This is a genomic window from Pseudomonas sp. DP-17, from assembly GCF_022380625.1.
GTDB classification, from domain to species: Bacteria; Pseudomonadota; Gammaproteobacteria; order Pseudomonadales; family Pseudomonadaceae; genus Pseudomonas; species Pseudomonas nitroreducens_A.
Map to the genome: position 1 here is coordinate 81,432 of NZ_JAKSXG010000015.1, position 21,866 is coordinate 103,297.

Consider the following 21,866-nt stretch of genomic DNA (forward strand, 5'->3'; position numbering starts at 1 on the left):
CGATGCGTGCATGGCTAATGGGCGGCTGCCTGGCGTTGCTTCTGATCACGCAGCAGGCCGCGGCGCAGACGCTGTTGGTCGTCGGCGATAGTATCAGCGCCGGTTTGGGGCTGGATACCAGCCTGGGGTGGGTCAACCTGCTGGACAAGCGCCTGAAGGAGCAGGGTTTCGACTACGAGGTGGTGAATGCGTCGATCTCCGGCGACACCACGGCGGGAGGCCTCGCGCGGCTGCCGGCGCTGCTTTCGGAGCAGAAACCGAAGCTGGTGGTGATCGAACTGGGTGGCAATGACGGCCTGCGTGGAATGGCCCCGGCGCAATTGCAACAGAATCTTAGCGGCATGGTTCAGCAATCGCAGAAGGCGGGCGCCCGGGTGATCCTGCTCGGCATGCGCCTGCCGCCCAATTACGGGCAGCGCTACACCGAGGCTTTTGCCAGGGTCTTCGAGAGCGTGGCGAGCGAGCAGAAGGTTGCGTTGGTGCCGTTCTTCCTCGAGGGGGTAGGGGGCGTGCAGGACATGATGCAGGCCGACGGCATCCATCCGGCTGTGGTCGCGCAGCCTAAACTGCTCGACAACGTGTGGCCGACACTCAAGCCGCTACTCTGATCAGTCGATGCTCTGATAAACCACGGAATCGAGGCTTCCCCGCGCCCGGCCTTTCGGCTATGTTTGCGCACCCTTCTGGAACCCCCTATGTCGCGCCCCGCCTGGACCCTCTTCGCCTACCAGTTGATCGAACCCGATGAACAGCTGGATCTGTTCGCCTGCCGCGAGGTCCGGGTGCATCTGGTCGCGCGCCAGCTGGAGCTGGGTACGCCGGCCGACCGCACGCTGTGCGGCAGCCTGCTGCCGGCGCAGCCGATGTGGCGTGGAGCCGAGAAGCCGCTGCTGCGCGATCGGCGTATCTGCGCGGCATGCCTGAAACAACTCGAAGAGGAAAAGCGCGGCGCGCGCAGTTCCTGGCTCGTCTGATATCTCCCGTTGACGGGGCTTGCAGTGGTAAACTGGTCATCCTTTGCCCATTGCCCACGTCAAGGATCCTCGGATGTTGTCGCGCGTCATTGCCGCCTGCTCGCTGTCCCTCGCCGCGCTGCTCTCGGCCGGCCCCGTTTCCGCCATTGAATTGCCGCTGCCGGCGCCGGGCGACGATATCGTCGGCCAGGTCCAGGTGATCAAGGCCAAGTACGAAGACACCTTTGCCGACCTCGGCGAGAAATACGGTCTCGGCTACTCCGAGATGATCGCCGCCAACCCGGGCGTCGATGCCTGGCTGCCGGGCGTGGGTACCGAGATCATCATCCCGACCCGTTTCGTCCTGCCGGCCGGTCCGCGCGAAGGCGTGGTGATCAACCTCGCCGAGTACCGCCTGTACTACTTCCCCAAGGACAAGAACGTCGTCTACACCTACGCCCTGGGTATCGGTCGTGAAGGCTGGGGTTCGCCGGTGGGCAGCACCAGCGTGATCGCCAAGACCAAGGACCCGGCCTGGTACCCGCCGGCCTCGATCCGCGCCGAGCATGCCGCCGACGGCGACCCGCTGCCGAGCGTGGTGCCGCCGGGTCCGGACAACCCGCTGGGTCCGTACAAGATGAGCCTGGGCTTCCACGGCTACCTGATCCATGGCTCGAACAAGAAGTTCGGCATCGGTACCCGCACCAGCCACGGTTGCTTCCGCATGTACAACTGGGACGTGACCCAGCTGTTCTCGATGATTCCGGTGGGCACCAAGGTGCGCATCATCAACGAGCCGTACAAGTTCGGCCGCAGCGAAGGCAAGATCTATCTCGAAGCCCATGCGCCGATCGACGATAACGGTGATCCGTCCGTGGTCGACAAGCACACCGCGGTGATCAATGCCCTGCTCAAGCGCGAGGACATCGCCAGCCAGATGCAGATGGACTGGAACGTAGTGCGCGAAGTGGTCGCCGCGGAAGATGGCCTGCCGGTTGCCATTGCCCAGCCGCAGCCAGTGCAGGGCGGTTCGGTTGCCGCCACTGTCGATCAGGACGCCATGCCGCTGCAGTAACATGTAGCGCGCACTGGAAAGCCCGCCGACCGTCACCGGTCGAGCGGGCTTTTTAGTGTCCGCTGCATTGTCGTGGAGACAAGGCTGCGGGCATAAAAAAACCGACCCCGAAGGGTCGGTTTTTTCGAACAGATCCGAAGATCTATTACTTGCGGCTGGCTTTGTCCAGCATACGCAGGGCGCGCTCGTTAGCCTCGTCAGCGGTCTGCTGGGCTTTCTGAGCGGCGGCCAGAGCTTCGTCAGCCTTGCGATAAGCTTCATCGGCACGGGCTTGAGCGCGAGCAGCGGCGTCTTCAGTAGCGGTCAGACGTGCTTCGGTTTCTTTCGAGTGGCTGCTGCAACCGGTGGCCAGAACAGCAGCCAGAGCCAGAGCAGAGAATTTCAGAACGTTGTTCATCGTGTTCCCCTTAAGGTGGACATTTCCATTAAAAGCAATCTCCCATGACTGGGAAATTAGCCGGACTACATAGTACCCATTACTTGTAGTAAGTAAACTGACCAAGCGCAAGTACGGCACTTTTTTTTCATGTTAGGTCGCTCTTCGCAGTTGTGCGAGGCCGATTTGGGCAAAAACTGTCCAATCTGGCAAAGGAGTGTTACCAAAGGGCGTCAGCAGGGCGCTGGGGCGGGTTCACGGTGTTCGGAACCAAGCTTTGGGAGTAGTGTCGACACTGATCGATCAACTGTTTAATCCACCTTGCGCAGTTGTCCAACTGACAACTTGCAAATAGGTCGCAACAGGTGAAGAAAGTGTGAAGGGGAAAACGAAAAAGCCCGGCTAATTGCTTAGCCGGGCTTTTTCATGAATCTGGCGGTGAGGGAGGGATTCGAACCCTCGATACGATTTCTCGTATACACACTTTCCAGGCGTGCTCCTTCAACCGCTCGGACACCTCACCAGATTTCTCGACAGCGCTGTGTCTGTCGAGGCGCGCACTTTACTCAAAGGTTTCCTCCTTGGCAATGCTTTTTTGAAAATTTTTTCCAAGGGATTCATCGGCTTAAGGAGCTTGGTCCGGATCGCGGGTACACTGGCGGCTTCTGAAACCTGGAAAAGCGCATGGCCAGCTGGGACATCTTCTGCAGCGTAGTCGACAACTATGGCGACATCGGCGTCACCTGGCGGTTGGCCCGTCAACTGGCCGGCGAACATCGTCAGCAGGTCCGCCTGTGGGTCGACGACCTGGCGGCGTTCGCACGCATCTGTCCGGCGGCCGATGGCCGGGCTGCGTCGCAGCGGCAGTCGGAGGTGGAAGTCCGGCTGTGGCCCAGGCCCTGGCAGCAAACGCCAGCGGCGGATGTTGTGATCGAGGCCTTCGCCTGCGAAATGCCGGCTGCCTATATAGAAGCGATGAGTCAACGCCCGACGCCTTCCTTGTGGCTGAACCTGGAATACCTCAGTGCCGAGTCGTGGGTAGAGTCGTGCCACGGTCTGCCGTCGATGCAGGCCAGCGGTCTGCAGAAGTATTTCTATTTTCCGGGCTTCACCTCCGCGACGGGCGGGTTATTGCGCGAGGACAACCTGATTGCCCGGCGCGATGCCTTCCAGGGCGATTCGTCAGCCAGCCTGCGCTTCCTGGAAAGCCTCGGCGTGCACCCCCATCCCTGCGAGCGGCGTATTTCCCTGTTCGCTTATGAGAATGTCGCGCTGGGTGGCTGGCTGGATGCGCTGGCCGGAAGCTGCACTGCCACGTTGCTGCTGGTGCCAGAAGGCAGAGTGCTTGTCGACGTGGAGCGTTGGGCGGGGCAGGCGCTGGGCGTGGGGGAGCAGTACCGGAAGGGCGCACTGCGCGTGCAGGTACTGCCCTTCGTGCGCCAGGAGGACTACGACACGCTGCTGTGGAGTTGCGATGTCAACGCGGTGCGCGGCGAGGATTCCTTCGTGCGCGCACAATGGGCCGGGCGGCCGTTCGTCTGGCACATCTACCAGCAGGACGAGGACGTTCATCTGGAGAAACTGCAGGCTTTCCTGGCCTTGTTCTGCGAGGGGATGGACAAGGCGCTGCGGGAGGAACTGCAGTCGTTCTGGATGGCGTGGAATGGCCAGGGTGACGTCGGCGATGCCTGGCGAACGTTGGAGAAACGGCTGCCGGAGTGGGGCGCGTGGATTGGCAATTGGCAGCGGCGCCTGAGCGAACAAACCGATCTTGCCGCGGGGCTGGTGCGTTTTTATACAAATTGGCTATGATATGGCCCCTGATTTTTGTCTCCAATCCAATCGGATAATCGTATGAAAACCGCACAAGAGTTCCGCGCTGGCCAGGTTGCCAACATCAATGGCGCCCCCTGGGTCATCCAGAAGGCCGAGTTCAACAAGTCCGGCCGTAACTCCGCGGTCGTCAAGATGAAGCTGAAGAACCTGCTGACCGGTGCCGGCACCGAGACCGTGTTCAAGGCCGACGACAAGCTGGAGCCGATCATCCTCGATCGCAAGGAAGTGACCTACTCCTACTTCGCGGACCCGCTGTATGTCTTCATGGACACCGAGTTCAACCAGTACGAGATCGAGAAAGACGATCTGGAAGGCGTGCTGACCTTCATCGAAGACGGCATGACCGACGTCTGCGAAGCCGTCTTCTACAACGAGAAAGTGATCTCCGTTGAACTGCCGACCACCATCGTTCGCGAAATCGTCTACACCGAGCCGGCTGTCCGTGGCGACACCTCCGGTAAAGTGATGAAGACTGCCCGCCTGAAGAACGGTGCTGAAGTCCAGGTTTCCGCCTTCTGCGAAATCGGTGACTCCATCGAGATCGATACCCGCACTGGTGAGTACAAGTCCCGCGTCAAGGCCTGAGCCTGATTCGAGATGCGAAAAAGCCCGGCTGATGCCGGGCTTTTTCGTTTCTGGCGTTCTAGTTTGTCGATGCTGGAATCAGACGCTGACGTTCAGGCGCACGTCGATGTTGCCGCGGGTGGCGTTGGAGTAGGGGCAGACCTGGTGGGCCTTGGCGACCAGATCTTCGGCCTCGGCCTGGTCCAGGCCCGGCAGGTTGATGTTCAGTTCCACTTCCAGGCCGAAACCGCCGGGGATCTGGCCGATGCCGACCTTGCCGGTGATGGAGGCGTCCGCCGGGATCTGTTTCTTGCTCTGGCTGGCGACGAACTTGATGGCGCCGATGAAGCAGGCCGAGTAACCGGCGGCGAACAGCTGCTCCGGGTTGGTGGCTTCGCCGCCCGCACCGCCCAGTTCACGCGGGGTGGAGAGTTTCACGTCGAGGATGCCGTCCGAGGAGATGGCGCGGCCGTCACGGCCTCCGGTGGCGGTAGCAGTGGCGGTGTAGAGGGCTTTGATGGTTTGCATGGTGGTCTCCGATTCGCTGTCTGGGATATCTGGAAGAGGTGTCTGGCTGCTTAATATCTTGTGCGCTAAGCAGTTCGTGAGGTGGAAGTTAGTTCTATTTAATTTAGTGCGCAAGATAATTATTGGAAGATTTCTGTCTAAGGAACCTGCATCTTTGGCATAAGCCCCGGATTACGGGGCTTGCAGATGACCGCGCAGGTCCACGAGCTCCTCCTGGAGCTGCTTCAGACTGTCCAACGTTAGACCGCTGCTGGCCAGGATGCAGGCCGGAATGCTCTCCGCCTGTCGGCGCAGCTCACGGCCCTTGTCGGTCAGGCGCAGTTGCACCACGCGCTCGTCGGCTTGGCTGCGGGTGCGGGTGATCAGGCCTTCGGCCTCCAGGCGCTTGAGCAGGGGTGTGAGGGAGCCGGGGTCGGTGAGCATGCGTGAGCTGATTTCTCCCACGGTGATGCCGTCTTCCTCCCAGAGCACCAGCATGGCGATGTACTGCGGGTAGGTGAGCCCCAACTCCTGCAGCAGCGGCTTGTAGACCTTGGTCATTTGCAGGGAGGTGGAATAGAGGGCGAAGCACAGCTGGTTATCCAGCTTGAGGGCTTCGCAGGTCGGGTCTTTCCGGGTCATGGCGTGCTCCTGGCCGGGGCGCTCGAAGCGAAGAGGTGATTGCGCATTAATTTAGCGCGATGGTTAATTCTTGAACAGCACTTCCGCCAGCGCGGCGTCCCACGGCGGCGGGAAGCCGAAACGCTGCAGCAGGAAGGCCTGCAGGCGCTCGCTGCGCGGGTGGGTGCCGCGCTCCAGGCGCAATGCATGGATGACCCCGGGCTCCGGTTCAGGAAGGCCGTTCTCGCAGAACAACGGCAGCAGCTGGCCGCTGATCAGGTATTCGCTGCACAGCCAGGTGGGCAGGTGGGCCAGGCCAATACCTTGCAGCGCGCCTTCCACCAGCGTTTCGGCGTTGTTGGCGGTCATGCGCAGCCGGCGCGGCCGCAGATGTTGCAGCTTGCCGTCGATCAGGAAGCGCCAGGCCAGCGGCGGCGCGAGACCTTCCCAGTCGAGGCCGATGTGCTCCGGCAGCTCCAGCGGTGAGGCCGGGCTGCCGTGCTGCTGCAGGTAGGCGGGGCTCGCGCAGACGATCCGCCGCATGGGTGCCAGGCGCGTGGCGACCAGCCGGCTGTCGGGCAGGGTGCCGATGCGCAGGACCAGGTCGACCTGGCCGAGGTTCTCCCCGCGGGTGTCGGTGAAGCTGTCGATCAGCCGTAGTTGCACGTCCAGGCCGGGATTGGCGGTGAGAAAGTCTGCCAGCGCCGGGGCCAGGTGGCGTCGACCGAAGGGCACGGGGGCGTCGATGCGGATCAGGCCTTCCGGGGCGGTGCTCAGGGAGACCGCTTCCGCTCGGGCCTGGCGCAGCTCGATGACGATCCGCCGCGCCCGCTCGGCAAACGCCAGGCCCGCCGGGGTGGCGCGTACGCTGTGGGTGCTGCGGATCAGCAAGGTCGAGCCCAGTCCTTCCTCCAGGGAGTCCATGCGCCGCGCCACGGCGGAAGGGGTGAGCTGGCGCAGGCGGGCGGCGGCGGAGAAGCTCCCGTTGTCGAGTACGTCCAGGTAGAGGTCGAGCTGGTCTTCCAGGCCGGTAGGGTTCATGGGCTTTTACCGCTGTGCGCAAAATGCAAAGCCATTGTGCTGCGCTTTGCGTTTCCCATCCAGCCGGGTTTTTCTAGCATGAGCGCATTGTTGTGGAGGTGCGTGATGTGGGATCTGGTCCTGGAATTTGTGCTCGGCGTCGTGCTGGGCAGCCTGGGTGGGCTGTTCGGTATCGGCGGCGGGTTGCTGGCGATTCCGGCGCTGGGCGTGCTCTTCGGGCTGGATCAGCAACTGGCGCAGGGCACCGCGCTGGTGATGGTGGTGCCGAACGTGCTGCTGGCGATCTGGCGTTACCACCAGCGCAACCGCATCGATTTGATCCAGGCCGGCGTGCTGGCGCTGACCGGTCTGGTCTGCGCGTTCTTTGCCTCCAGCATCGCGGTGAACCTGGATGCCCGCAGCATGCGCACCGCTTTCGTGGTCTTCCTGGTGCTGCTCGCGGTATATCTGCTGGTGCGCCTGTTCCAAGCTGTTCCCCAGGGCAGCAGCACGCCGCGCTACGGATTGCCGTGGATGGGCGTGCTGGGGCTGGGAGCGGGTTCGCTGGGCGGGCTGTTCGGCGTGGGCGGTGGTGTGCTGGCGACGCCGGTATTGACGTCCGTCTTCGGCCTGACTCAGGTGGTCGCCCAGGGCCTCGCGCTGGCACTGGCGGCGCCCAGCACAGGCGTAGCGCTGGCGACCTACGCGGTGCACGGCCATGTGGACTGGCGCATGGGCTGCGCGCTGGCGCTGGGCGGGCTGGTGAGCATCTCCTGGGGCGTGCGCCTGGCCCATGTGCTGCCCGAGCGTCAACTGCGCATGGCTTTCAGCGCTTTCCTGGTCGTCTGTGCGGCGCTGCTGGCGGTGCGCTGAGCCGCCTTACGAGCGGAAGCCTTCGACTATGTACTCGGCCAGCTTGTCGGTCACCGGCGTCATCTTCTGTCCGCGCAGCAGGACGATGCTGGCGTTGGGCAGCACCGGCAGGCCCTCGTCCTCGCCGATGATGCGCAGGTTGCCCGTGAGCAGACTGCGCAGTTGCGCGGTCACCGCGAGGCCCGCGCTGGCCACGGCGAACAGCGCCGACAGACTCGGGCTGCTGTAGGCGATGCGGTAGTCCACCTCCATCGCCTCCAAGGCATTGCAGGCCCAGGCGCGGCAGAAGCAGGCGGTGTTGAACATTGCCAATGGCAGGGGGCGCTGATCCTGCGGGCAGAAGCTCTCGGCGGCCATCCAGACGAAATCTTCCTGCCGCAGCAGCTGGCCGATCTCGGTGCCCGGCTCGCGGGTGACGATGGACAGGTCCAGGTCGTTGCGCAGCAGCAATTGTGCGGACGACTCGCAATGCACCTCGACCTGCACCAGCGGGTAGGCCTCGGCGAAGCGCGAGAGGATGCTGGGCAGGAAGCGCATCACGTAGTCGTCCGGCGTGCCGATCTTCACCGAGCCGACCATGTGCGGCTGGCGGAAGGTGTTGAACACCTCGCCCTGCAATCGCAGGATGCGCCGCGCGTAGCCCAGCAGGATCTGCCCTTCCGGCGTCAGGCGCACCTGGCGGCCGTCGCGCTCGAACAGGCTGCGCTCCAGCACGTCTTCCTCCAGGCGTTTCATCTGCATGCTCACCGCCGACTGTGTGCGGTTGACCATCTCGGCGGCGCGGGTAAAGCCACCGTGGTCGGCGATGGCGACGAAGGTGCGCAGCAGTTCGCTGTCGATGCTGGGGAAGCTGCTCATTCATCAATCTCCGAGATGGGTCGCATAAGAATGATTCGTTGGATTGATCTTAGCGCGAGCGGGAAACTGCATCCAACCCCACAGGGAGGGAAGCATGATGAAAGGTCAACTGGGTTTCGTAGCAGCGTCCTACCATGTTCACAAATCTTCTGATCACAAAGCCGCGGCCGTACCGCTGTGGAAGCGCGCCATCCAGCGTGTCCTGCACTGGCATGAGCTGGCCCGCCAGCGTCGTGAGCTGGCGACCATGAGCGATGAGGCGCTCAAGGACATCGGCCTGAGCCGCGCCGATATCCAGCAGGAAGTCGAGCGCCCCTTCTGGGCGGACTATGTCCGCCGTTGAGCCCGTCGGGCGGCACGGACTCCCGCCGTGCCGCCCGCCTTTGCAAATCTGATCAACGTCATGACAAGGATGCCCATGTCCCCCCGTTACCACCTCGCCCAGCTCAACATCGCCAAGGCCCGTGCCCCGCTGGATCACCCCCTGATGAAGGGGTTCGTCGACCAGCTCGATCACATCAACGCCCTTGCCGAGCGCAGCCCCGGCTTTGTCTGGCGTTTGCAGACGGAGGAGGGCGATGCCACCGCCATCCGCGTCTTCGATGATCCGCTGATCATCGTCAACCTGTCCGTCTGGGAATCCGTCGAGTCGCTCAAGGACTACGTCTATGGCGGGGAGCACCTGCAGGTGCTGCGCAGCAAGCGCGACTGGATGGAGCGCCTGCCCGCGCCAAGCCTCGCGCTCTGGTGGATGCCCGAAGGCGAGCTGCCGGACGTGACGCTGGCCCGCGATCGCCTGGAGCGTCTCCGGCTGGAAGGCCCCTCGGCAGAAGTCTTCACCTTCGCGCGGCCCTTCTCCATGCCCCAGCGGCTCGGCGAACCCGCCTGATGCAGCGAGGCAGCGCAATTGGCGTTAGGCTCTAGGGCTTGCCCCGCCGTGGAGTCCGCGATGCCGACCGTTGAATCCTTGTCCCTCAAGCAGGCTCGCCGCCTCGCCCTGGCTGCCCAGGGCTTCACGCTGCGCAAGCCCAGCGGCGAGGTGCAGCGTCGCCATGTGCGCAGTGTGCTGGAACGACTGGGCGTACTGCAGATCGACTCGGTGAACGCGCTGGTGCGCTCGCACTACCTGCCGCTGTTCTCGCGCCTGGGCAACTACTCGCCGACGCTGCTGGAGGAGGCCGCCTGGAGTGGCGGGCGTCATCGTCGGCTATTCGAATACTGGGGGCATGAAGCTTCGCTGCTGCCGCTGGACCTCTATCCGCTGATGCGCTGGCGCATGCGCCGCGCAGCCGAGGGGCGCGGGATCTACCAACAACTGGCGCGTTTCGGGCGTGAGCAGCAAGCGGTGATCCGGCGGGTGCTGGATGCCGTGCGCGAGCAGGGGGCGCTGGGTGCCGGCAGCCTGACCACCCGCCAGGAACGCGCCGGCCCCTGGTGGGACTGGAGCGACGAGAAGCACGCGCTGGAGTGGCTGTTCGCCGCGGGCGAAGTGACGGTCGCCGGGCGGCGCGGCTTCGAGCGGCTTTACGATTTGCCCGAACGCGTCTTGCCTTCCGATCTGCTGCAACAGCCCGAACTGGAGGAAGACGAGGCGCAGCGCCAGTTGCTGCTGCATTCGGCGCAGGCGCTGGGTGTGGCCACCGAGAAGGACCTGCGCGATTACTTCCGTCTCGACCCTGCCGACAGCAAGGCGCGGCTGGTCGAGCTGGTGGAGGCGGGCGAGCTGTTGCCGGTGCAGGTCCAGGGCTGGCAGGCGCCGGCCTACTGCCTGGCGGACCCGGTGATCCCGCGCAAGGTACGCGCCAGTGCCTTGCTCTCGCCTTTCGATTCGCTGGTCTGGGAGCGCGCCCGCACCGAGCGGCTGTTCGACTTCCGCTACCGTCTGGAAATCTATACGCCGCAGCACAAGCGCGTGTACGGCTACTACGTGCTGCCGTTCCTGTTTGACGAGCATCTCGCCGCGCGGGTCGATCTGCGTTCTGACCGCGCCGCCGCAAAGCTGGTGGTGCATGCCGTCCACGAGGAGGAAAGGGGGCTGGGCGAGGAGGGGCATGCCGCGCTGGCGCAGCAACTGGGGGAGATGGCGAACTGGCTCGGGCTGGAGCGGGTGGTGGTGAACTGCCGGCGGCCATCCGGCGACCGCCTGCAAGGACTGCTGGCGCAGGCCTGAAAACGAACGGGCCTCCGAAGAGGCCCGCCTGGGATCACTTGCCGCTGGCGATGCGCTGACGGATGTGGTCCGCGCGCTGCTGCGAGCCGGGGTGCGAGTCGAACATGCTGCTCTCCTGGCCGCCGCTCAGCTTGGCCAGCTTGTCGAAGGCGGTGGCCAGGCCTTCCAGCGGGATGCCGCGCTTTTTCAGCAAGTCGAAGGAGTAGTCGTCGGCGGCTGATTCCTGGGACTGGGAGAACTGCGCGTTGACCAGCGCTTCGCCGATCTCGCCCAGCTGCGACTGCGACAGCGCTGCCACGGTGGCATTGCCCGAGGCGGCGGCGGCGTTGCGTGCGGCGGCGGCTGCGTAGGCGGTCTGGGTGGCCTTCTTGATGTGGCCCAGGGCGACGTGGCCGATCTCGTGGCCGAGCACGCCTTCCACTTCGTTGTCGTTCATCAGGTCCATCAGGCCGGAGTAAACGCGCACGCAGCCGTTGGCCATGGCGAAGGCGTTGATGTCGTCGGTGAGGTAGACCTTGTAGTTGACCGCGGTGCCGGTGAGCGGGTTGCCCAGGGCGGCGGCGATCTTGTCCAGGCGCTGGGTGTAGGGGCTGTTGGCCGGGGCGATCTGTGCTTCGGCGTCCTGCTTGGCACAGGCTTCGTCGGCGACTTGCTTGATCTCGGCGTCGCTCAGGGTGGCGGCCTTCATGGCCATCATGCCCGATTGCATGAGGCTGTCGGTGTTCATGTTCTGGCAGCCGGAGAGGGCTGCGGCGGCGCTGACGACGAGGGCGAGCAGGGAACGGTGCAGTAGCATCGGAATCTTCCTTGGTTGACGATTTCCATGGCGCGGCGGCTGCCGCGCGGGGCGCCACTCTAGGCAGGCGCCCCGTTACCGTCAATTGCAGGAAGTGGTTTTAGGATGGCTGTGAGACTCGTGTCGGATTCAGCGGCGCACCTGCTTCAGGGTTTCCGCGATCAGGAAGGCCAGCTCCAGCGACTGGTCCGCGTTCAGGCGCGGGTCGCAATGGGTGTGGTAGCGGTCGCTCAGGCCATCTTCGGTGATCGGGCGCGCACCGCCGATGCACTCGGTGACGTTCTGCCCGGTCATCTCGATGTGGATGCCACCGGCGTAGCTGCCCTCGGCCTGGTGCACCTCGAAGAACTGCCGGACCTCGGCGAGGATGCGCGCGAAGTCGCGGGTCTTGTAGCCGCTGGAGGCCTTGATGGTGTTGCCGTGCATGGGGTCGGAACTCCACAGCACCTGCCTGCCCTCGCGCTGGACGGTCTGGATCAGGCGCGGCAGGCCGTCGCCGACCTTGTCCGCGCCCATGCGCACGATGAGGTTGAGGCGGCCGGGGTCGTTGTCCGGGTTGAGGATGTCGATCAGGCGGATCAGCTCCTCGCTGTCCATGCTCGGGCCGACCTTCACGCCGATGGGGTTGCCCACGCCGCGCAGCATTTCCACATGGGCGCCATCGAGCTGGCGGGTGCGGTCGCCGATCCACAGCATGTGCGCCGAGCAGTCGTACCAGTCGCCGGTCAGGCTGTCGCGGCGGATGAAGGCTTCCTCGTAGTTCAGCAGCAGCGCTTCGTGGGCGGTGAAGAAGCTGGTTTCGCGCAGCTGCGGCGCGGTGTCCAGGCCACAGGCGCGCATGAAGGCGAGGGTCTCGTCGATGCGGTCAGCCAGTTGCTGGTAGCGTTCGGATAGCGCCGAGTTGGCGATGAAGTCGAGGTTCCACTGGTGTACCTGGTGCAGGTCGGCGAAACCGCCGCCGGCGAAGGCGCGCAGCAGGTTCAGCGACGCGGTGGACTGGTGGTAGGCCTGCAGCAGGCGTTCCGGGTCCGGTACGCGGCTCTTCTCGTCGAAGCCGATGCCGTTGACGATGTCGCCGCGGTAGGCGGGCAGGGTCACGCCGCCGATGGTTTCATCGCCGGAGGAGCGCGGCTTGGCGAACTGCCCGGCCATGCGCCCGACCTTGACCACCGGGCAGCCCGCGGCGAAGGTCATCACCACCGCCATCTGCAGCAGCACCTTGAAGGTGTCGCGGATCTTTGCCGCGGAGAACTCGGCGAAGCTTTCGGCGCAGTCGCCGCCCTGCAGCAGGAAGGCACGGCCGGCCGTGACCTCGGCAAACTGCCGGCGCAGTTCGCGTGCCTCGCCGGCGAAGACCAGCGGCGGGAAGCTGGCCAGGGTGCGCTCGACTTCGCTCACGCGGTGGGCGTCGGGGTAGGCGGGCTGTTGCTGGATCGGCTTGCTTCTCCAGCTATCGGGGCTCCAGGGCAGGCTCATCGGCGGGGTCTTCGCGGCTGTGGACGGTATCCGCCCATGGTATCAGCTCGGCTTTTGCCCCGCGCGTGGCGGCGCGCGAGAAAAAGGGGGGACATCCTTGTCCAGGGGAACGCTGAAAGGCGATCAGCCGCCCGCGCAGCACGCGGGTGCGTGCTGAAGCTGAAATCTGCACGGGGGAAGGTGTCGTTCGACTAAGGCAGGACGGGCGTTGCGCTGGCGCATGCTGGGTTGTGCCTCTTGGGCTGTTATTCTTGCGGCCTTGCCGAGGTGGCGGTCGTGGCTGGCCGTCTTGATTCGAAGGATTATTGCGTGCGCGAGCCCCTGTATTTCAATGGCAAACCGTGCCGTTCGCCGCTCCCGGCGGACCGCATTGTCACGGCCGATTTTGCCCGGAGCCGGACATGAGCGAGGAGCTGCTGAGCGAAGAATTGCTCATCGTCGAGGAGCGCGATGAATTCGGCGTGATCCGTGTCGTGGAGAGCGGCGCCTTCCGCTACCTGGAGTTCGGCGACGAGGTCGAGCAGAGCTGCGTGCTGATGGGCGATCCGAGCTGGCTGGAGTACGACTACTCGCGCGCCATGCTGGTCGGCGCGCTGTGCCATCCGCGCCCGCGCCGTGCGTTGTTCCTCGGCTTCGGCGCGGGCAGCCTGACCCAGGCCTGCCTGAAGTACCTGCCACTGGATGAGGTGGAAGCGATCGAGCTGCGCCCGTCCATCCCGCGCCTGGCCCGCGAGTACCTGGGGTTGGTGGAGGACGAGCGCCTGGACCTGCGCATCGGCGACGCGGTACAGGAGCTGGCCGAGTGCGAGCCGGCGGACCTGATTTTCCTCGATCTCTACACCGACACGGGGCCCGCGCCGGCGCATATCGCCTGGGATTTCCTCGGTACCTGCCGCGAGCGCCTGCGTCCCGGCGGCTGGCTGGTGATCAATCAGTGGAGCACCGACGATGGCCGCCCGCTGGGCGCCGCGTTGCTGCGCGGACGCTTCCATCGGCATTACTGGGAATGCCCGGTGCCCGAGGGCAATGTGATCGTCTTCGTGCCCGCGGAGCTGGACCAGGAGCTGAACCTGCGCGGCCTGAAGAAACGCGTCGGCCAGCTCGAGCCCACGCTGGGCTACTCGTTGCGCACCTACATCGAGTCACTGCGCCCGGCGCAGTGACTCGATGTAGGGCAACCCCTCAGGGGATCTGATAGCTGAAGGCGAAGTTCAGCCGCGGGCTGCGTTCGTTGTTGTCCAGTGCGCGGTCGCCGAAAGGCTTGGCGACTTCCATCGACACCAGGTAGTGCTTGCGGTTGGAAAAACGCACGCCCAGTGCCGCCGAGCCGAGCTTGCCTTCGCTCAGGCCGTCCTGGTTGTAGCGGGTGCGGGCGGTGTCGACGACGAAGTACGGCTGGATCTGGTTGAGCACCACGCTCTGCCGCAGGAAGGAGTAGTTCACCTCGTAGGAGGCTCCCCAGCCCTTGTCGCCGCTGGCCTGGTCGTCCGGATAGCCGCGGCCGAAGTTGCCACCGCCATAGGTGACCTGCTCGGAGTCGGGCAGCACGTCATCGCTCCACTGGAAGGCAGCGGTCACCACGCCCTGCCAGTTGGAGCCGAACTGGTCCTGTTGCGCGCCATAGCCGAGCAGGCGGGTGAAGTTCTTCTTGATCGGCTCCGGCGCTTCCGCGCCCATGCCGTTGAGCCCCTGGTAAACCGCCACGCTGCCGGCGCGCACGCGTTTCTTGGCGAACTGCTGGACGACGGTTTCGATCCCCACCACGCGCAGCTTGCTCTTCTGTTCGATGCGGAAGGGGATGGCCGGGTAGACCAGGTCGTAGGTGCTGGTGTCGTTGACCGTGTAGCCACGCAGGTTGAGGTCCCAGGTCAGGTCGCGACGAAGCACCAGCGGGATGCCCAGGCCGGCGCTGACCCGCTCGTTCTGCCGCTTGCGCTCGAACTCCAGGCCGCTGGCCAGGCGCAGGTTCTCGCCGGGGCGCGAGTTGTACTTGCTGTAGCCGGCCAGCAGCTGCAGGCCGTTGTCGCCCAGCAGTTGGCTGTAGTTCCAGGCGCGGTAGTACTCGTGGTCATCGCCTGGCGGGTAGAGGTAACTGAACTGCAGTTGCTCGCCCCAGCCGAACATCGACATCACTTCGGCGTTGAACAGGCCGCGCTGCTCGCCACGACGCGAGTCAAGGTTCATCCCGGTGTCGAAGCGCTTCTGCTTGCCGGCCAGTTCCAGTACGGCGCCGCCGTCGCTGGTGGTGGGCGGGTTGAGCACCATGCCCATCTGCATGCCGGGAACCCGGCTCATCAGCACGCTGAAGCGCTCGAAGCTCTCGCGGGTCAGGGGTTTTTCCGCTTTCAGCTTCTCGATCCAGCGATCCACGCGCATCTGGTGCACACCCAGGTCGCCGCCGGCGCGGACCTGGCTGATGTGCCCCTCGACCAGCACGATCCGCGCGACGCCGCTGCGGAAGTCCTGGTTGGGCACGTAGGCGAAGGAGATGAAGTAGCCATCGTCCTGGTAGCGCTGGGTGATGGCCTTGGCGGCTGCGACCAGTTCGCTGACCTGGATGGTGCGCCGGGTCAGGGGCTCCAGCAGGGGTTTCCAGGTCTCGACGGGGTAGTGCTTGCCGCCGGCGAGCTCGATGCGCTTGATGCGGATGCGCTGCTGGAGGATCTGCACGGGCTGGGCAGCGGAGGGATCGGGGGTGGTAACCTTGGGGGCGCTGGGACGGATGTCGCCGCCAGGCAGGTTGGGGCGGGGCAGGGTCTGTTCGATATCGGAGCCGGGAAGCTGGATCGGGCGCTCGGCCCAGGCGAAAGGTGCAGCCAACAACAGGGGCAGGACAGCAAGTTTGCGCATCTGGCTCCTCCATGAGACCGACTTCGATAAAGGACCAGGAGCCGTGGGCGGCCCCTGGTAACCACAGTATGGGTGTAATTCGGATTATTGCTTGGGCGTACCGATCGCCAATCCACCACCCAGTCCGCCGGTCACACCACCCAGCGCGCCACCCACGGCGCCCAGCGTATTGCCCAGCAGGCCTCCCTGACCGCTGGTCCCGCCAGTCGTACCGGCGCCGGCACCGACTGCCACGCCCGAACCCTGGGTGCTGCTGCCCACGCCCACGCCTGCCCCGGCAACCAGGCCACCGCCACCAGTGAGGCTGCTGGTCACGCCGCCAAGGGTGCCGGCCACGCCGTTGACCAGTCCACCCACCGGATTGCTGCCGCCAGTGGCGCCGCCCAGGGAACCCGTTATGCCGCCCACCGCGCCAGTCACGCCGCCGACCAGGCCGCCCACCGGGTTGCTGCCGCCGGTGGCACCGCCCAGGGAACCGGTGATGCCGCCCACAGCGCCGGTCACGCCGCTGACCACTCCGCCCACGGGATTACTGCCGCCGGTAGCGCCGCCCAGGGCGCCTGTGACGTTGCCGAGCAGCCCACCGCCCGGATTGCTGCCATTGACCAAGCCGCCGGTGGCGCTGACTGCCTGACCCGTATTGCTGACGATTCCGCCGACCGGTGCCAGCGCCGGATTCTGGCTGGCCACCTGGTTGCCTGTCTGGGTCACAACGCCGCCGACGGTGGTCAACAGGTTGTTCACCGGAGTCCCCAGGCCGGTGACGGAGCCGATGCTCCGGGTGGTGCCTTCGACCTTGCCGACCAGGCCCGCGGTGGTGCCGCTGAGCTGGGTGGTCAGTTGGCTCAGCGGGCCGGTCGTGACCGCGCCGGTGAGAGAATCGCCGAGCATGGTGATCTTGCTGCCGGCGCCATCGACCAGGCCGCCGACCTGGCCGGTCAGGCTGTTGAGCGGAGTGTTGGCCAGTACCGGCGCATCGCCGATGGAGGCCACGGTGTCGCCCAGGCTGCTCACTGCGCCGCCGGTGTGGCTGACCAGGCCGGTGGCGCCGGCGACGGTAGTGCCAAGGGCGTTGGGGTTGTTGCCCAGTTGACCGAGTCCATCGGTGACGCCAGTGCCGACGCTGTCCACGCCAGCGCCAACTTCCTGGATCAGGGTGCCGGCGTTCTGCGTAACGCCGTCGCCCAGCACCGGCAGATCGATTGTTTTCACCACTGCGCCCACGGTGCCCACCGTATCGCCGACATTGGAGACTGCTTCGCCAGTATTGGTCAGTATGTTGCCGGTCGTGCTGGCGGGCGGCGGAGTAGTGGTGCCGCCGCCGTCTCCACCGCCATTGTCGCCACCGCCTGTGCCACCTGTGCCACCTGTGCCGCCTGTGCCACCGGTTCCGCCAGTCCCACCGGTGCCGCCGGTGCCGCCGGTGCCGTCCGTGCCGCCGGTTCCCCCTGTGCCGCCAATGCCTCCGGTGCCGTCGGTGCCGCCTGTGCCACCGCCGGAACCATCGCCACCAGTACCGCCGCTTCCACCGCTGCCGTCGCCACCGGAGCCGGAGCCGTCGTCGGTGGTGCTGTCGGAAGCGCGGTGGTGACTGCTGCCGCCGTGACTGCTGCAGCCTTGCAGCGACAGTGCGACGACGAGAAGGGAAAGAGCGAAAACGCGGATCGGGCCAGACATAAGAAATTCCTCCATGAGAACGTCAGTCAGCGGGCTGCCCGGTCGGTATTCCGGCGAGTCGCTGAGCTGCTCTGGAGTCAGTTCTAGAGGTTTGTTTCCTGGCGCGTAATTGGAACTTGTATATAGTCGTTTTGTTAAATTCAACTATATGATTTATAAGGAAAAACTAAAGAATTAAGGTCGTTTTGCCAGCATTTTTAATACCTTGGATATAGCGCTTTTCGCACGATGGTTCCGTTTGCCGTTCTGCGCAGTGTTTCATTTGCCCTGGAATCGTCCTTCGCGGCGCTCGAGCATGGCGAGCAAACCCTCTTGCGCATCCTCGGTGGACAGCAGTTCGCTGGCCATCGCCGGCAGCAGCCTGGCCGCCGCTTCCTCGCCTTCATCGAGGCTGCGGCGCGCCGAGGCGAGGGTGGCACGGATACCCAGCGGCGCCTGGGCGGCGACCCGCTGTGCCAGCCAGAGCGCGCGAGGCATCAGCTCTTCCGGCGCAGTGACTTCCTGCACCAGGCCGATACGGTAGGCCTCGTGGGCATCGAATGGGTCCCCGGTGAGGAGCCAGCGCATCGCGTTGCCCCAGCCCGCCACCTGGTGCATGCGCAGGGTGGCGCCGCCAAAGGGGAAGATGCCGCGCTGCACTTCGAGCTGGGCAAAGCGCGCGTTGCTGGCACACAGGTTGATATCGGCGGCGAGCATCAGTTCGATGCCCAGGGTGAAGCAGTAGCCTTGCGCGGCCACCAGCAGCGGCTTGGTCAGGCGTCGGCCGCCGAAGGTGCCCCAGGGATCGGCAGAGCCATCGGGCATGCTCCAGCCGTTGCGGAAGGTCTCGCCGATATTGGCCAGGTCCAGGCCGGCGGTGAAGTGTTCGCCATGGGCGAATACCAGGGCGCAGCGCAGGTCGTCGTCGCGCTCGTATTCGCCGAAGGCCAGCACCAGTTGGGTGAGCATCTCCAGATCGAAGGCGTTGCGCTTGTCCACCCGGTTCAGGCCGAGCAGCAGGACGTGATCAAGGCGTTCGACAGTGATGCGCGGTTCGCGGCTGGCGGTCATCGGAGGGCTCCGGTCAGGTGGCTTGCAGGGTATAGCCGGCGAGACCGGCATTGTCCACGCCATGACCGTTCGCCGGTCTTGTTCCGAAAAGAAACACATCGGTCAGGAATTTCCGGTATGATACGCGCCGGCCAAACGCTGGCCTCGTTTCGGATCCCGCATTTTTCCGTAGCCTCCCGGCTCGGTCTATGTGTCCGCAGTGCGGACTTCCTTGACGCATTCTTCCAATCTTCATTTCGCAAATCCCCGCTTCCAGCTGCCTGGGTGACTTCATCGTCGTACAGGGCATGCGCAGCTCGGCTCTTGGGTCTTTGCGGATACATTTAGAGGCAAAACCCATGACCCAGGAAACCGCCGGCTTCGCCGCGCTCGGTCTTCACCCCAGTATTCTCGCTGCCATTGCCGCTGTCGGTTATGAAGAGCCGTCGCCGATCCAGGCCCAGTCGATCCCGGTGATCCTCGAAGGCCACGACATGATCGGCCAGGCCCAGACCGGCACTGGCAAGACCGCCGCCTTCGCGCTGCCGCTGCTGTCGAAGATCGATCCGGCGCGCCGCGTTCCACAGGTGCTGGTTCTGGTACCCACCCGCGAGCTGGCCCTGCAGGTAGCTACCGCTTGCGAAACCTATTCCAAGCAGATGCCGGGCGTTGGTGTCGTTGCCGTCTACGGTGGCGCGCCCATGGGCCCGCAGCTGAAGGCTCTGCGCCAGGGCGCCCAGGTGCTGGTCGCGACCCCGGGCCGTTTGTGCGACCACCTGCGTCGCGATGCCAACCTGCTCTCCACCGTCGAGCGCCTGGTCCTCGACGAAGCGGACGAGATGCTCAAGCTCGGCTTCATGGATGACCTCGAAGTGATCTTCGAAGCCATGCCGTCCAGCCGCCAGAGCGTACTGTTCTCCGCGACCCTGCCGGCTTCGATCCGCAGCATCGCCGAGCGCCATCTGAAAGAGCCCAAGCACGTCCGTATCGCTGCCAAGACCCAGACGGTCGCCCGCATCGAGCAGGTGCACCTGATGGTCCACGCCGACCAGAAGCCGGCCTCGATCCTGCGCCTGCTGGAAGTCGAGCAGTTCGACGCGCTGATTGGCTTCGTCCGCACCAAGCAGGCCACCCTGGACATCGCCGAGTTGCTCGAGCGTCAGGGCTACCGCGCCGCCGCGCTGAACGGCGACATGCCGCAGGCCCAGCGTGAGCGCGTGATCGAGTCCCTGAAGGACGGCTCGCTGGACATCGTCATTGCCACCGACGTCGCCGCTCGCGGCCTGGACGTGGCGCGCATCACCCACGTCCTGAACGTGGACATGCCCTACGACCCGGAATCCTACGTACACCGTATCGGCCGTACCGGTCGTGCCGGCCGTGAAGGCCGCGCCCTGCTGCTGGTGACTCCGCGCGAGCGCCGCATGCTGCAGGTGATCGAGCGTGTGACCGGTCAGAAGGTCGGCGAAGTTCGCCTGCCGGACGCCGAGACCGTGCTCGAAGCGCGTCTGAACCGTCTGGCTACCGGCCTGCAACCGCTGCTGGCCAACGCCGTTGCCAGCCGTGGCGCCGTGCGTGACGAGCTGTGCCGTCGCCTGGGTACCGATATGGACACCCTGGCCGCCGTGCTGCTGGCCAAGCTCACCGAAGGCAAGGCGCTGGACCTGGAATCGGTTCGCCGCGAACAGCCGCTGACCCCGGCCGCGCCGCGTGAGCGCAGCGACCGTTACGAACGTGGCGATCGTCCCGAGCGCGGTGATCGTCCGGAGCGCAGCGGCGAGCGTCGTCCGATGGCCGCTCCGTCGGAAGGCAAGGCCCGTTGCCGCACCGCCCTGGGTGCCCGTGACGGCGTACAGGCGAAAAACCTGCTGGGCGCCATCCTGAACGAAGGTGGCCTGTCCCGCGAGGCTATCGGCCGCATCCAGATCCGCGAGACCTTCAGCCTGATCGAGCTGCCGGAAGAGAACCTCGAGCGTCTGCTGACCAAGCTCAAGGACACCCGCGTCGCCGGCAAGGCTCTGCGCCTGCGTCGTTACCGCGAAGACTGATTCGTCAGTCCCCGCGCATGAAAAAGCCCCGCCATTGGCGGGGCTTTTTCGTTTCCGGAGTGGCAAGTGGTGTCTGCCCTGGGCTCTCCTGCGAAGAGCCGTTCGCTCAGCCGAAGCGGTAGATGTCCATCCCCAGCGCGCCGAGGGTAAAGCCGGCGTGCTCCACCGTCATCGCCGAGCCGCCCGCCCCTCGGGCGAAGTACAGCGGTAGCAGGTGTTCGTCGCGCGGGTGGTTGCGCACTGCATCTGGCGCCTGCCGGCGATAGTCGAACAGGGCGGTTTCGTCGTTGGCTTCCAGGCGCTCCACCATCCAGTCGCGAAACGCCTTGGCCCAGGGCGTGATGACCTCGGGGCCGGCGTGCCAGTCCAGTTCGCCGAGATTGTGAGTGATGCTGCCAGAGCCGATCAGCAGCACGCCTTCCCCGCGCAGTGCACGCAGGGCTGCGCCGATGCGGTGCTGCATGGGCGCGCCGAGGCGGCTGGGTAGGGACAGTTGGACGACCGGGATATCGGCGTCCGGGTACATCAGGCTCAGCGGCACCCAGGCGCCGTGGTCCAGCGGTCGCTCGACATCGAGGGTGGCGGGCAGGCCATCTTCTGCCAGCAGCTCGACGACGCGCCGGGCCAGCTCCGGCGAGCCGGCGGCCGGGTACCGCACGGCGTAGAGTTCGGACGGGAAGCCGTAGAAGTCGTGCCAGGTGTCCGGCTTGGAGGATGCGGTTACGCGCAGGTCGGGGGTTTCCCAGTGGGCAGAGACCACCAGGATGGCCTTCGGGCGTGGCAGTTCGCGCGCCAGGCGCTTCAAGGGGGCGTCGCTGGCGCCGGGGTCCAGGGCCAGCATGGGAGAGCCGTGGGAGATGAACAGGGCAGGGAGCATGGCGAACCTCGCTACTGGAATGCCTCTATGTTCACGCGGCTAAAGATCGAAATCCAGTATAGGTTTTTGACAGTAATGATCTATTTTCTGGATTGCTCTGCTCATGCGATGTCCCTTGAGATGCCTCGCTGCGGAATTGCCAACTCGGTTGCAGACTCATGGAGCGGGTCGCCATAAAGCGCTTTGGCGGGATGTCCGTCGGACGATACGTTAGAGTTTGCGGAAATTTCCGAAGTAGATGGCGAATTCGGCTATGCAGC

The 21,866-nt window shown here is 65.0% G+C and carries 21 protein-coding genes, 1 tRNA gene and 1 pseudogene; 11 read left to right on the plus strand and 12 right to left on the minus strand.

Going from position 1 to position 21,866, the window contains the following annotated elements:
- Positions 1-2 precede the first annotated feature (2 nt).
- The 3 genes from MJ122_RS24110 (at position 3) to MJ122_RS24120 (ending at position 2,028) form a co-directional block, all read left to right on the plus strand.
- Entirely contained in the window at positions 3-608 is a 606-nt protein-coding gene (locus MJ122_RS24110) for an arylesterase (RefSeq protein WP_239746288.1), read from the plus strand.
- Between the two features lie 87 nt (positions 609-695).
- Complete coding sequence (locus MJ122_RS24115; RefSeq protein WP_017517005.1) at positions 696-974, plus strand: hypothetical protein; 279 nt, start codon at positions 696-698, stop codon at positions 972-974.
- A gap of 73 nt (positions 975-1,047) precedes the next feature.
- On the plus strand, positions 1,048-2,028 hold the full coding sequence (locus MJ122_RS24120) for a L,D-transpeptidase family protein (protein ID WP_088416980.1): 981 nt from the start codon (positions 1,048-1,050) through the stop codon (positions 2,026-2,028).
- Between the two features lie 145 nt (positions 2,029-2,173).
- Here the strand turns inward: MJ122_RS24120 and oprI are convergent, their stop codons facing one another.
- Both oprI and MJ122_RS24130 read right to left on the minus strand, forming a co-directional pair.
- Complete coding sequence (oprI, locus tag MJ122_RS24125) at positions 2,174-2,425, minus strand: outer membrane lipoprotei OprI (RefSeq protein ID WP_017517003.1); 252 nt, start codon at positions 2,423-2,425, stop codon at positions 2,174-2,176.
- 412 nt (positions 2,426-2,837) lie between these two features.
- Positions 2,838-2,927 (minus strand) — tRNA-Ser (locus MJ122_RS24130).
- A gap of 161 nt (positions 2,928-3,088) precedes the next feature.
- Between MJ122_RS24130 and earP the strand changes: the two genes are divergently transcribed.
- Together earP and efp are read left to right on the plus strand one after the other, a co-directional pair.
- Positions 3,089-4,216, plus strand: coding sequence for an elongation factor P maturation arginine rhamnosyltransferase EarP (gene earP, locus MJ122_RS24135; protein ID WP_239746289.1), 1,128 nt, complete (start codon positions 3,089-3,091; stop codon positions 4,214-4,216).
- Between the two features lie 42 nt (positions 4,217-4,258).
- Complete coding sequence (efp, locus tag MJ122_RS24140) at positions 4,259-4,825, plus strand: elongation factor P (protein ID WP_017517001.1); 567 nt, start codon at positions 4,259-4,261, stop codon at positions 4,823-4,825.
- Positions 4,826-4,903: 78 nt separating this feature from the next.
- Here efp and MJ122_RS24145 read toward each other — a convergent pair whose 3' ends face one another.
- From MJ122_RS24145 to MJ122_RS24155, 3 genes are all read right to left on the minus strand, one after another.
- Positions 4,904-5,332 carry an organic hydroperoxide resistance protein gene (locus tag MJ122_RS24145; RefSeq protein WP_017517000.1) on the minus strand — a complete coding sequence of 143 codons (429 nt, stop codon included), beginning with the start codon at positions 5,330-5,332 and terminating at the stop codon, positions 4,904-4,906.
- 171 nt (positions 5,333-5,503) lie between these two features.
- The gene (locus MJ122_RS24150; RefSeq protein ID WP_239746290.1) at positions 5,504-5,953 is read right to left on the minus strand and encodes a MarR family transcriptional regulator; all 450 of its coding nucleotides are present in this window, start codon (positions 5,951-5,953) and stop codon (positions 5,504-5,506) included.
- Between the two features lie 63 nt (positions 5,954-6,016).
- Positions 6,017-6,973 carry a LysR family transcriptional regulator gene (locus tag MJ122_RS24155; RefSeq protein ID WP_239746291.1) on the minus strand — a complete coding sequence of 319 codons (957 nt, stop codon included), beginning with the start codon at positions 6,971-6,973 and terminating at the stop codon, positions 6,017-6,019.
- A 105-nt stretch (positions 6,974-7,078) separates the two neighbouring features.
- On the opposite strand from MJ122_RS24155, the gene MJ122_RS24160 reads away from it, so the two are divergent.
- A complete protein-coding gene (locus MJ122_RS24160; RefSeq protein WP_239746292.1) occupies positions 7,079-7,825 on the plus strand; it encodes a sulfite exporter TauE/SafE family protein in 747 nt (248 codons plus the stop codon).
- A 6-nt stretch (positions 7,826-7,831) separates the two neighbouring features.
- Here MJ122_RS24160 and MJ122_RS24165 read toward each other — a convergent pair whose 3' ends face one another.
- Positions 7,832-8,683 (minus strand): LysR family transcriptional regulator, encoded by an 852-nt coding sequence (locus tag MJ122_RS24165; RefSeq protein ID WP_088416985.1) that lies wholly within the window; start codon positions 8,681-8,683, stop codon positions 7,832-7,834.
- Positions 8,684-8,780: 97 nt separating this feature from the next.
- Between MJ122_RS24165 and MJ122_RS24170 the strand changes: the two genes are divergently transcribed.
- The 3 genes from MJ122_RS24170 to MJ122_RS24180 all read left to right on the plus strand — a co-directional run bounded on the left by MJ122_RS24170 (position 8,781) and on the right by MJ122_RS24180 (position 10,853).
- Entirely contained in the window at positions 8,781-9,026 is a 246-nt protein-coding gene (locus tag MJ122_RS24170) for a DUF1127 domain-containing protein (RefSeq protein WP_172419190.1), read from the plus strand.
- 75 nt (positions 9,027-9,101) lie between these two features.
- Positions 9,102-9,572 (plus strand): DUF3291 domain-containing protein, encoded by a 471-nt coding sequence (locus tag MJ122_RS24175; protein ID WP_239746293.1) that lies wholly within the window; start codon positions 9,102-9,104, stop codon positions 9,570-9,572.
- Between the two features lie 60 nt (positions 9,573-9,632).
- On the plus strand, positions 9,633-10,853 hold the full coding sequence (locus MJ122_RS24180) for a winged helix-turn-helix domain-containing protein (RefSeq protein ID WP_239746294.1): 1,221 nt from the start codon (positions 9,633-9,635) through the stop codon (positions 10,851-10,853).
- Between the two features lie 34 nt (positions 10,854-10,887).
- Here MJ122_RS24180 and MJ122_RS24185 read toward each other — a convergent pair whose 3' ends face one another.
- Both MJ122_RS24185 and MJ122_RS24190 read right to left on the minus strand, forming a co-directional pair.
- A complete protein-coding gene (locus MJ122_RS24185) occupies positions 10,888-11,649 on the minus strand; it encodes a M48 family metalloprotease (RefSeq protein WP_088416989.1) in 762 nt (253 codons plus the stop codon).
- A gap of 129 nt (positions 11,650-11,778) precedes the next feature.
- Positions 11,779-13,125 (minus strand): 3-deoxy-7-phosphoheptulonate synthase class II, encoded by a 1,347-nt coding sequence (locus tag MJ122_RS24190; RefSeq protein ID WP_088416990.1) that lies wholly within the window; start codon positions 13,123-13,125, stop codon positions 11,779-11,781.
- Positions 13,126-13,526: 401 nt separating this feature from the next.
- On the opposite strand from MJ122_RS24190, the gene MJ122_RS24195 reads away from it, so the two are divergent.
- Positions 13,527-14,288 carry a spermidine synthase gene (locus MJ122_RS24195; protein WP_088416991.1) on the plus strand — a complete coding sequence of 254 codons (762 nt, stop codon included), beginning with the start codon at positions 13,527-13,529 and terminating at the stop codon, positions 14,286-14,288.
- 19 nt (positions 14,289-14,307) lie between these two features.
- Here the strand turns inward: MJ122_RS24195 and MJ122_RS24200 are convergent, their stop codons facing one another.
- From MJ122_RS24200 to MJ122_RS24210, 3 genes are all read right to left on the minus strand, one after another.
- Positions 14,308-15,975, minus strand: coding sequence for a POTRA domain-containing protein (locus MJ122_RS24200; protein ID WP_088416992.1), 1,668 nt, complete (start codon positions 15,973-15,975; stop codon positions 14,308-14,310).
- Positions 15,976-16,059: 84 nt separating this feature from the next.
- On the minus strand, positions 16,060-17,652 hold the full coding sequence (locus MJ122_RS24205; protein WP_275590809.1) for a collagen-like triple helix repeat-containing protein: 1,593 nt from the start codon (positions 17,650-17,652) through the stop codon (positions 16,060-16,062).
- Between the two features lie 258 nt (positions 17,653-17,910).
- Entirely contained in the window at positions 17,911-18,702 is a 792-nt protein-coding gene (locus tag MJ122_RS24210; RefSeq protein WP_088416994.1) for a crotonase/enoyl-CoA hydratase family protein, read from the minus strand.
- A gap of 303 nt (positions 18,703-19,005) precedes the next feature.
- Between MJ122_RS24210 and MJ122_RS24215 the strand changes: the two are divergent.
- Positions 19,006-20,729: pseudogene (locus MJ122_RS24215) on the plus strand (DEAD/DEAH box helicase).
- 106 nt (positions 20,730-20,835) lie between these two features.
- Here the strand turns inward: MJ122_RS24215 and MJ122_RS24220 are convergent.
- Positions 20,836-21,606: a class III extradiol ring-cleavage dioxygenase gene (locus MJ122_RS24220; RefSeq protein ID WP_239746296.1), complete on the minus strand. Its 771-nt coding sequence runs from the start codon at positions 21,604-21,606 to the stop codon at positions 20,836-20,838.
- Positions 21,607-21,866 lie beyond the last annotated feature (260 nt).

Excerpts from the sequence above, each read along its gene's own strand:
- MJ122_RS24110 (WP_239746288.1), top strand. The coding sequence starts at position 3 with ATGCGTGCATGGCTAATGGGCGGCTGCCTGGCGTTGCTTCTGATCACG.
- MJ122_RS24115 (WP_017517005.1), top strand. The coding sequence starts at position 696 with ATGTCGCGCCCCGCCTGGACCCTCTTCGCCTACCAGTTGATCGAACCC.
- MJ122_RS24120 (WP_088416980.1), top strand. The coding sequence starts at position 1,048 with ATGTTGTCGCGCGTCATTGCCGCCTGCTCGCTGTCCCTCGCCGCGCTG.
- oprI (WP_017517003.1), bottom strand. The coding sequence starts at position 2,425 with ATGAACAACGTTCTGAAATTCTCTGCTCTGGCTCTGGCTGCTGTTCTG.
- earP (WP_239746289.1), top strand. The coding sequence starts at position 3,089 with ATGGCCAGCTGGGACATCTTCTGCAGCGTAGTCGACAACTATGGCGAC.
- efp (WP_017517001.1), top strand. The coding sequence starts at position 4,259 with ATGAAAACCGCACAAGAGTTCCGCGCTGGCCAGGTTGCCAACATCAAT.
- MJ122_RS24145 (WP_017517000.1), bottom strand. The coding sequence starts at position 5,332 with ATGCAAACCATCAAAGCCCTCTACACCGCCACTGCTACCGCCACCGGA.
- MJ122_RS24150 (WP_239746290.1), bottom strand. The coding sequence starts at position 5,953 with ATGACCCGGAAAGACCCGACCTGCGAAGCCCTCAAGCTGGATAACCAG.
- MJ122_RS24155 (WP_239746291.1), bottom strand. The coding sequence starts at position 6,973 with ATGAACCCTACCGGCCTGGAAGACCAGCTCGACCTCTACCTGGACGTA.
- MJ122_RS24160 (WP_239746292.1), top strand. The coding sequence starts at position 7,079 with ATGTGGGATCTGGTCCTGGAATTTGTGCTCGGCGTCGTGCTGGGCAGC.
- MJ122_RS24165 (WP_088416985.1), bottom strand. The coding sequence starts at position 8,683 with ATGAGCAGCTTCCCCAGCATCGACAGCGAACTGCTGCGCACCTTCGTC.
- MJ122_RS24170 (WP_172419190.1), top strand. The coding sequence starts at position 8,781 with ATGAAAGGTCAACTGGGTTTCGTAGCAGCGTCCTACCATGTTCACAAA.
- MJ122_RS24175 (WP_239746293.1), top strand. The coding sequence starts at position 9,102 with ATGTCCCCCCGTTACCACCTCGCCCAGCTCAACATCGCCAAGGCCCGT.
- MJ122_RS24180 (WP_239746294.1), top strand. The coding sequence starts at position 9,633 with ATGCCGACCGTTGAATCCTTGTCCCTCAAGCAGGCTCGCCGCCTCGCC.
- MJ122_RS24185 (WP_088416989.1), bottom strand. The coding sequence starts at position 11,649 with ATGCTACTGCACCGTTCCCTGCTCGCCCTCGTCGTCAGCGCCGCCGCA.
- MJ122_RS24190 (WP_088416990.1), bottom strand. The coding sequence starts at position 13,125 with ATGAGCCTGCCCTGGAGCCCCGATAGCTGGAGAAGCAAGCCGATCCAG.
- MJ122_RS24195 (WP_088416991.1), top strand. The coding sequence starts at position 13,527 with ATGAGCGAGGAGCTGCTGAGCGAAGAATTGCTCATCGTCGAGGAGCGC.
- MJ122_RS24200 (WP_088416992.1), bottom strand. The coding sequence starts at position 15,975 with ATGCGCAAACTTGCTGTCCTGCCCCTGTTGTTGGCTGCACCTTTCGCC.
- MJ122_RS24205 (WP_275590809.1), bottom strand. The coding sequence starts at position 17,652 with ATGTCTGGCCCGATCCGCGTTTTCGCTCTTTCCCTTCTCGTCGTCGCA.
- MJ122_RS24210 (WP_088416994.1), bottom strand. The coding sequence starts at position 18,702 with ATGACCGCCAGCCGCGAACCGCGCATCACTGTCGAACGCCTTGATCAC.
- MJ122_RS24220 (WP_239746296.1), bottom strand. The coding sequence starts at position 21,606 with ATGCTCCCTGCCCTGTTCATCTCCCACGGCTCTCCCATGCTGGCCCTG.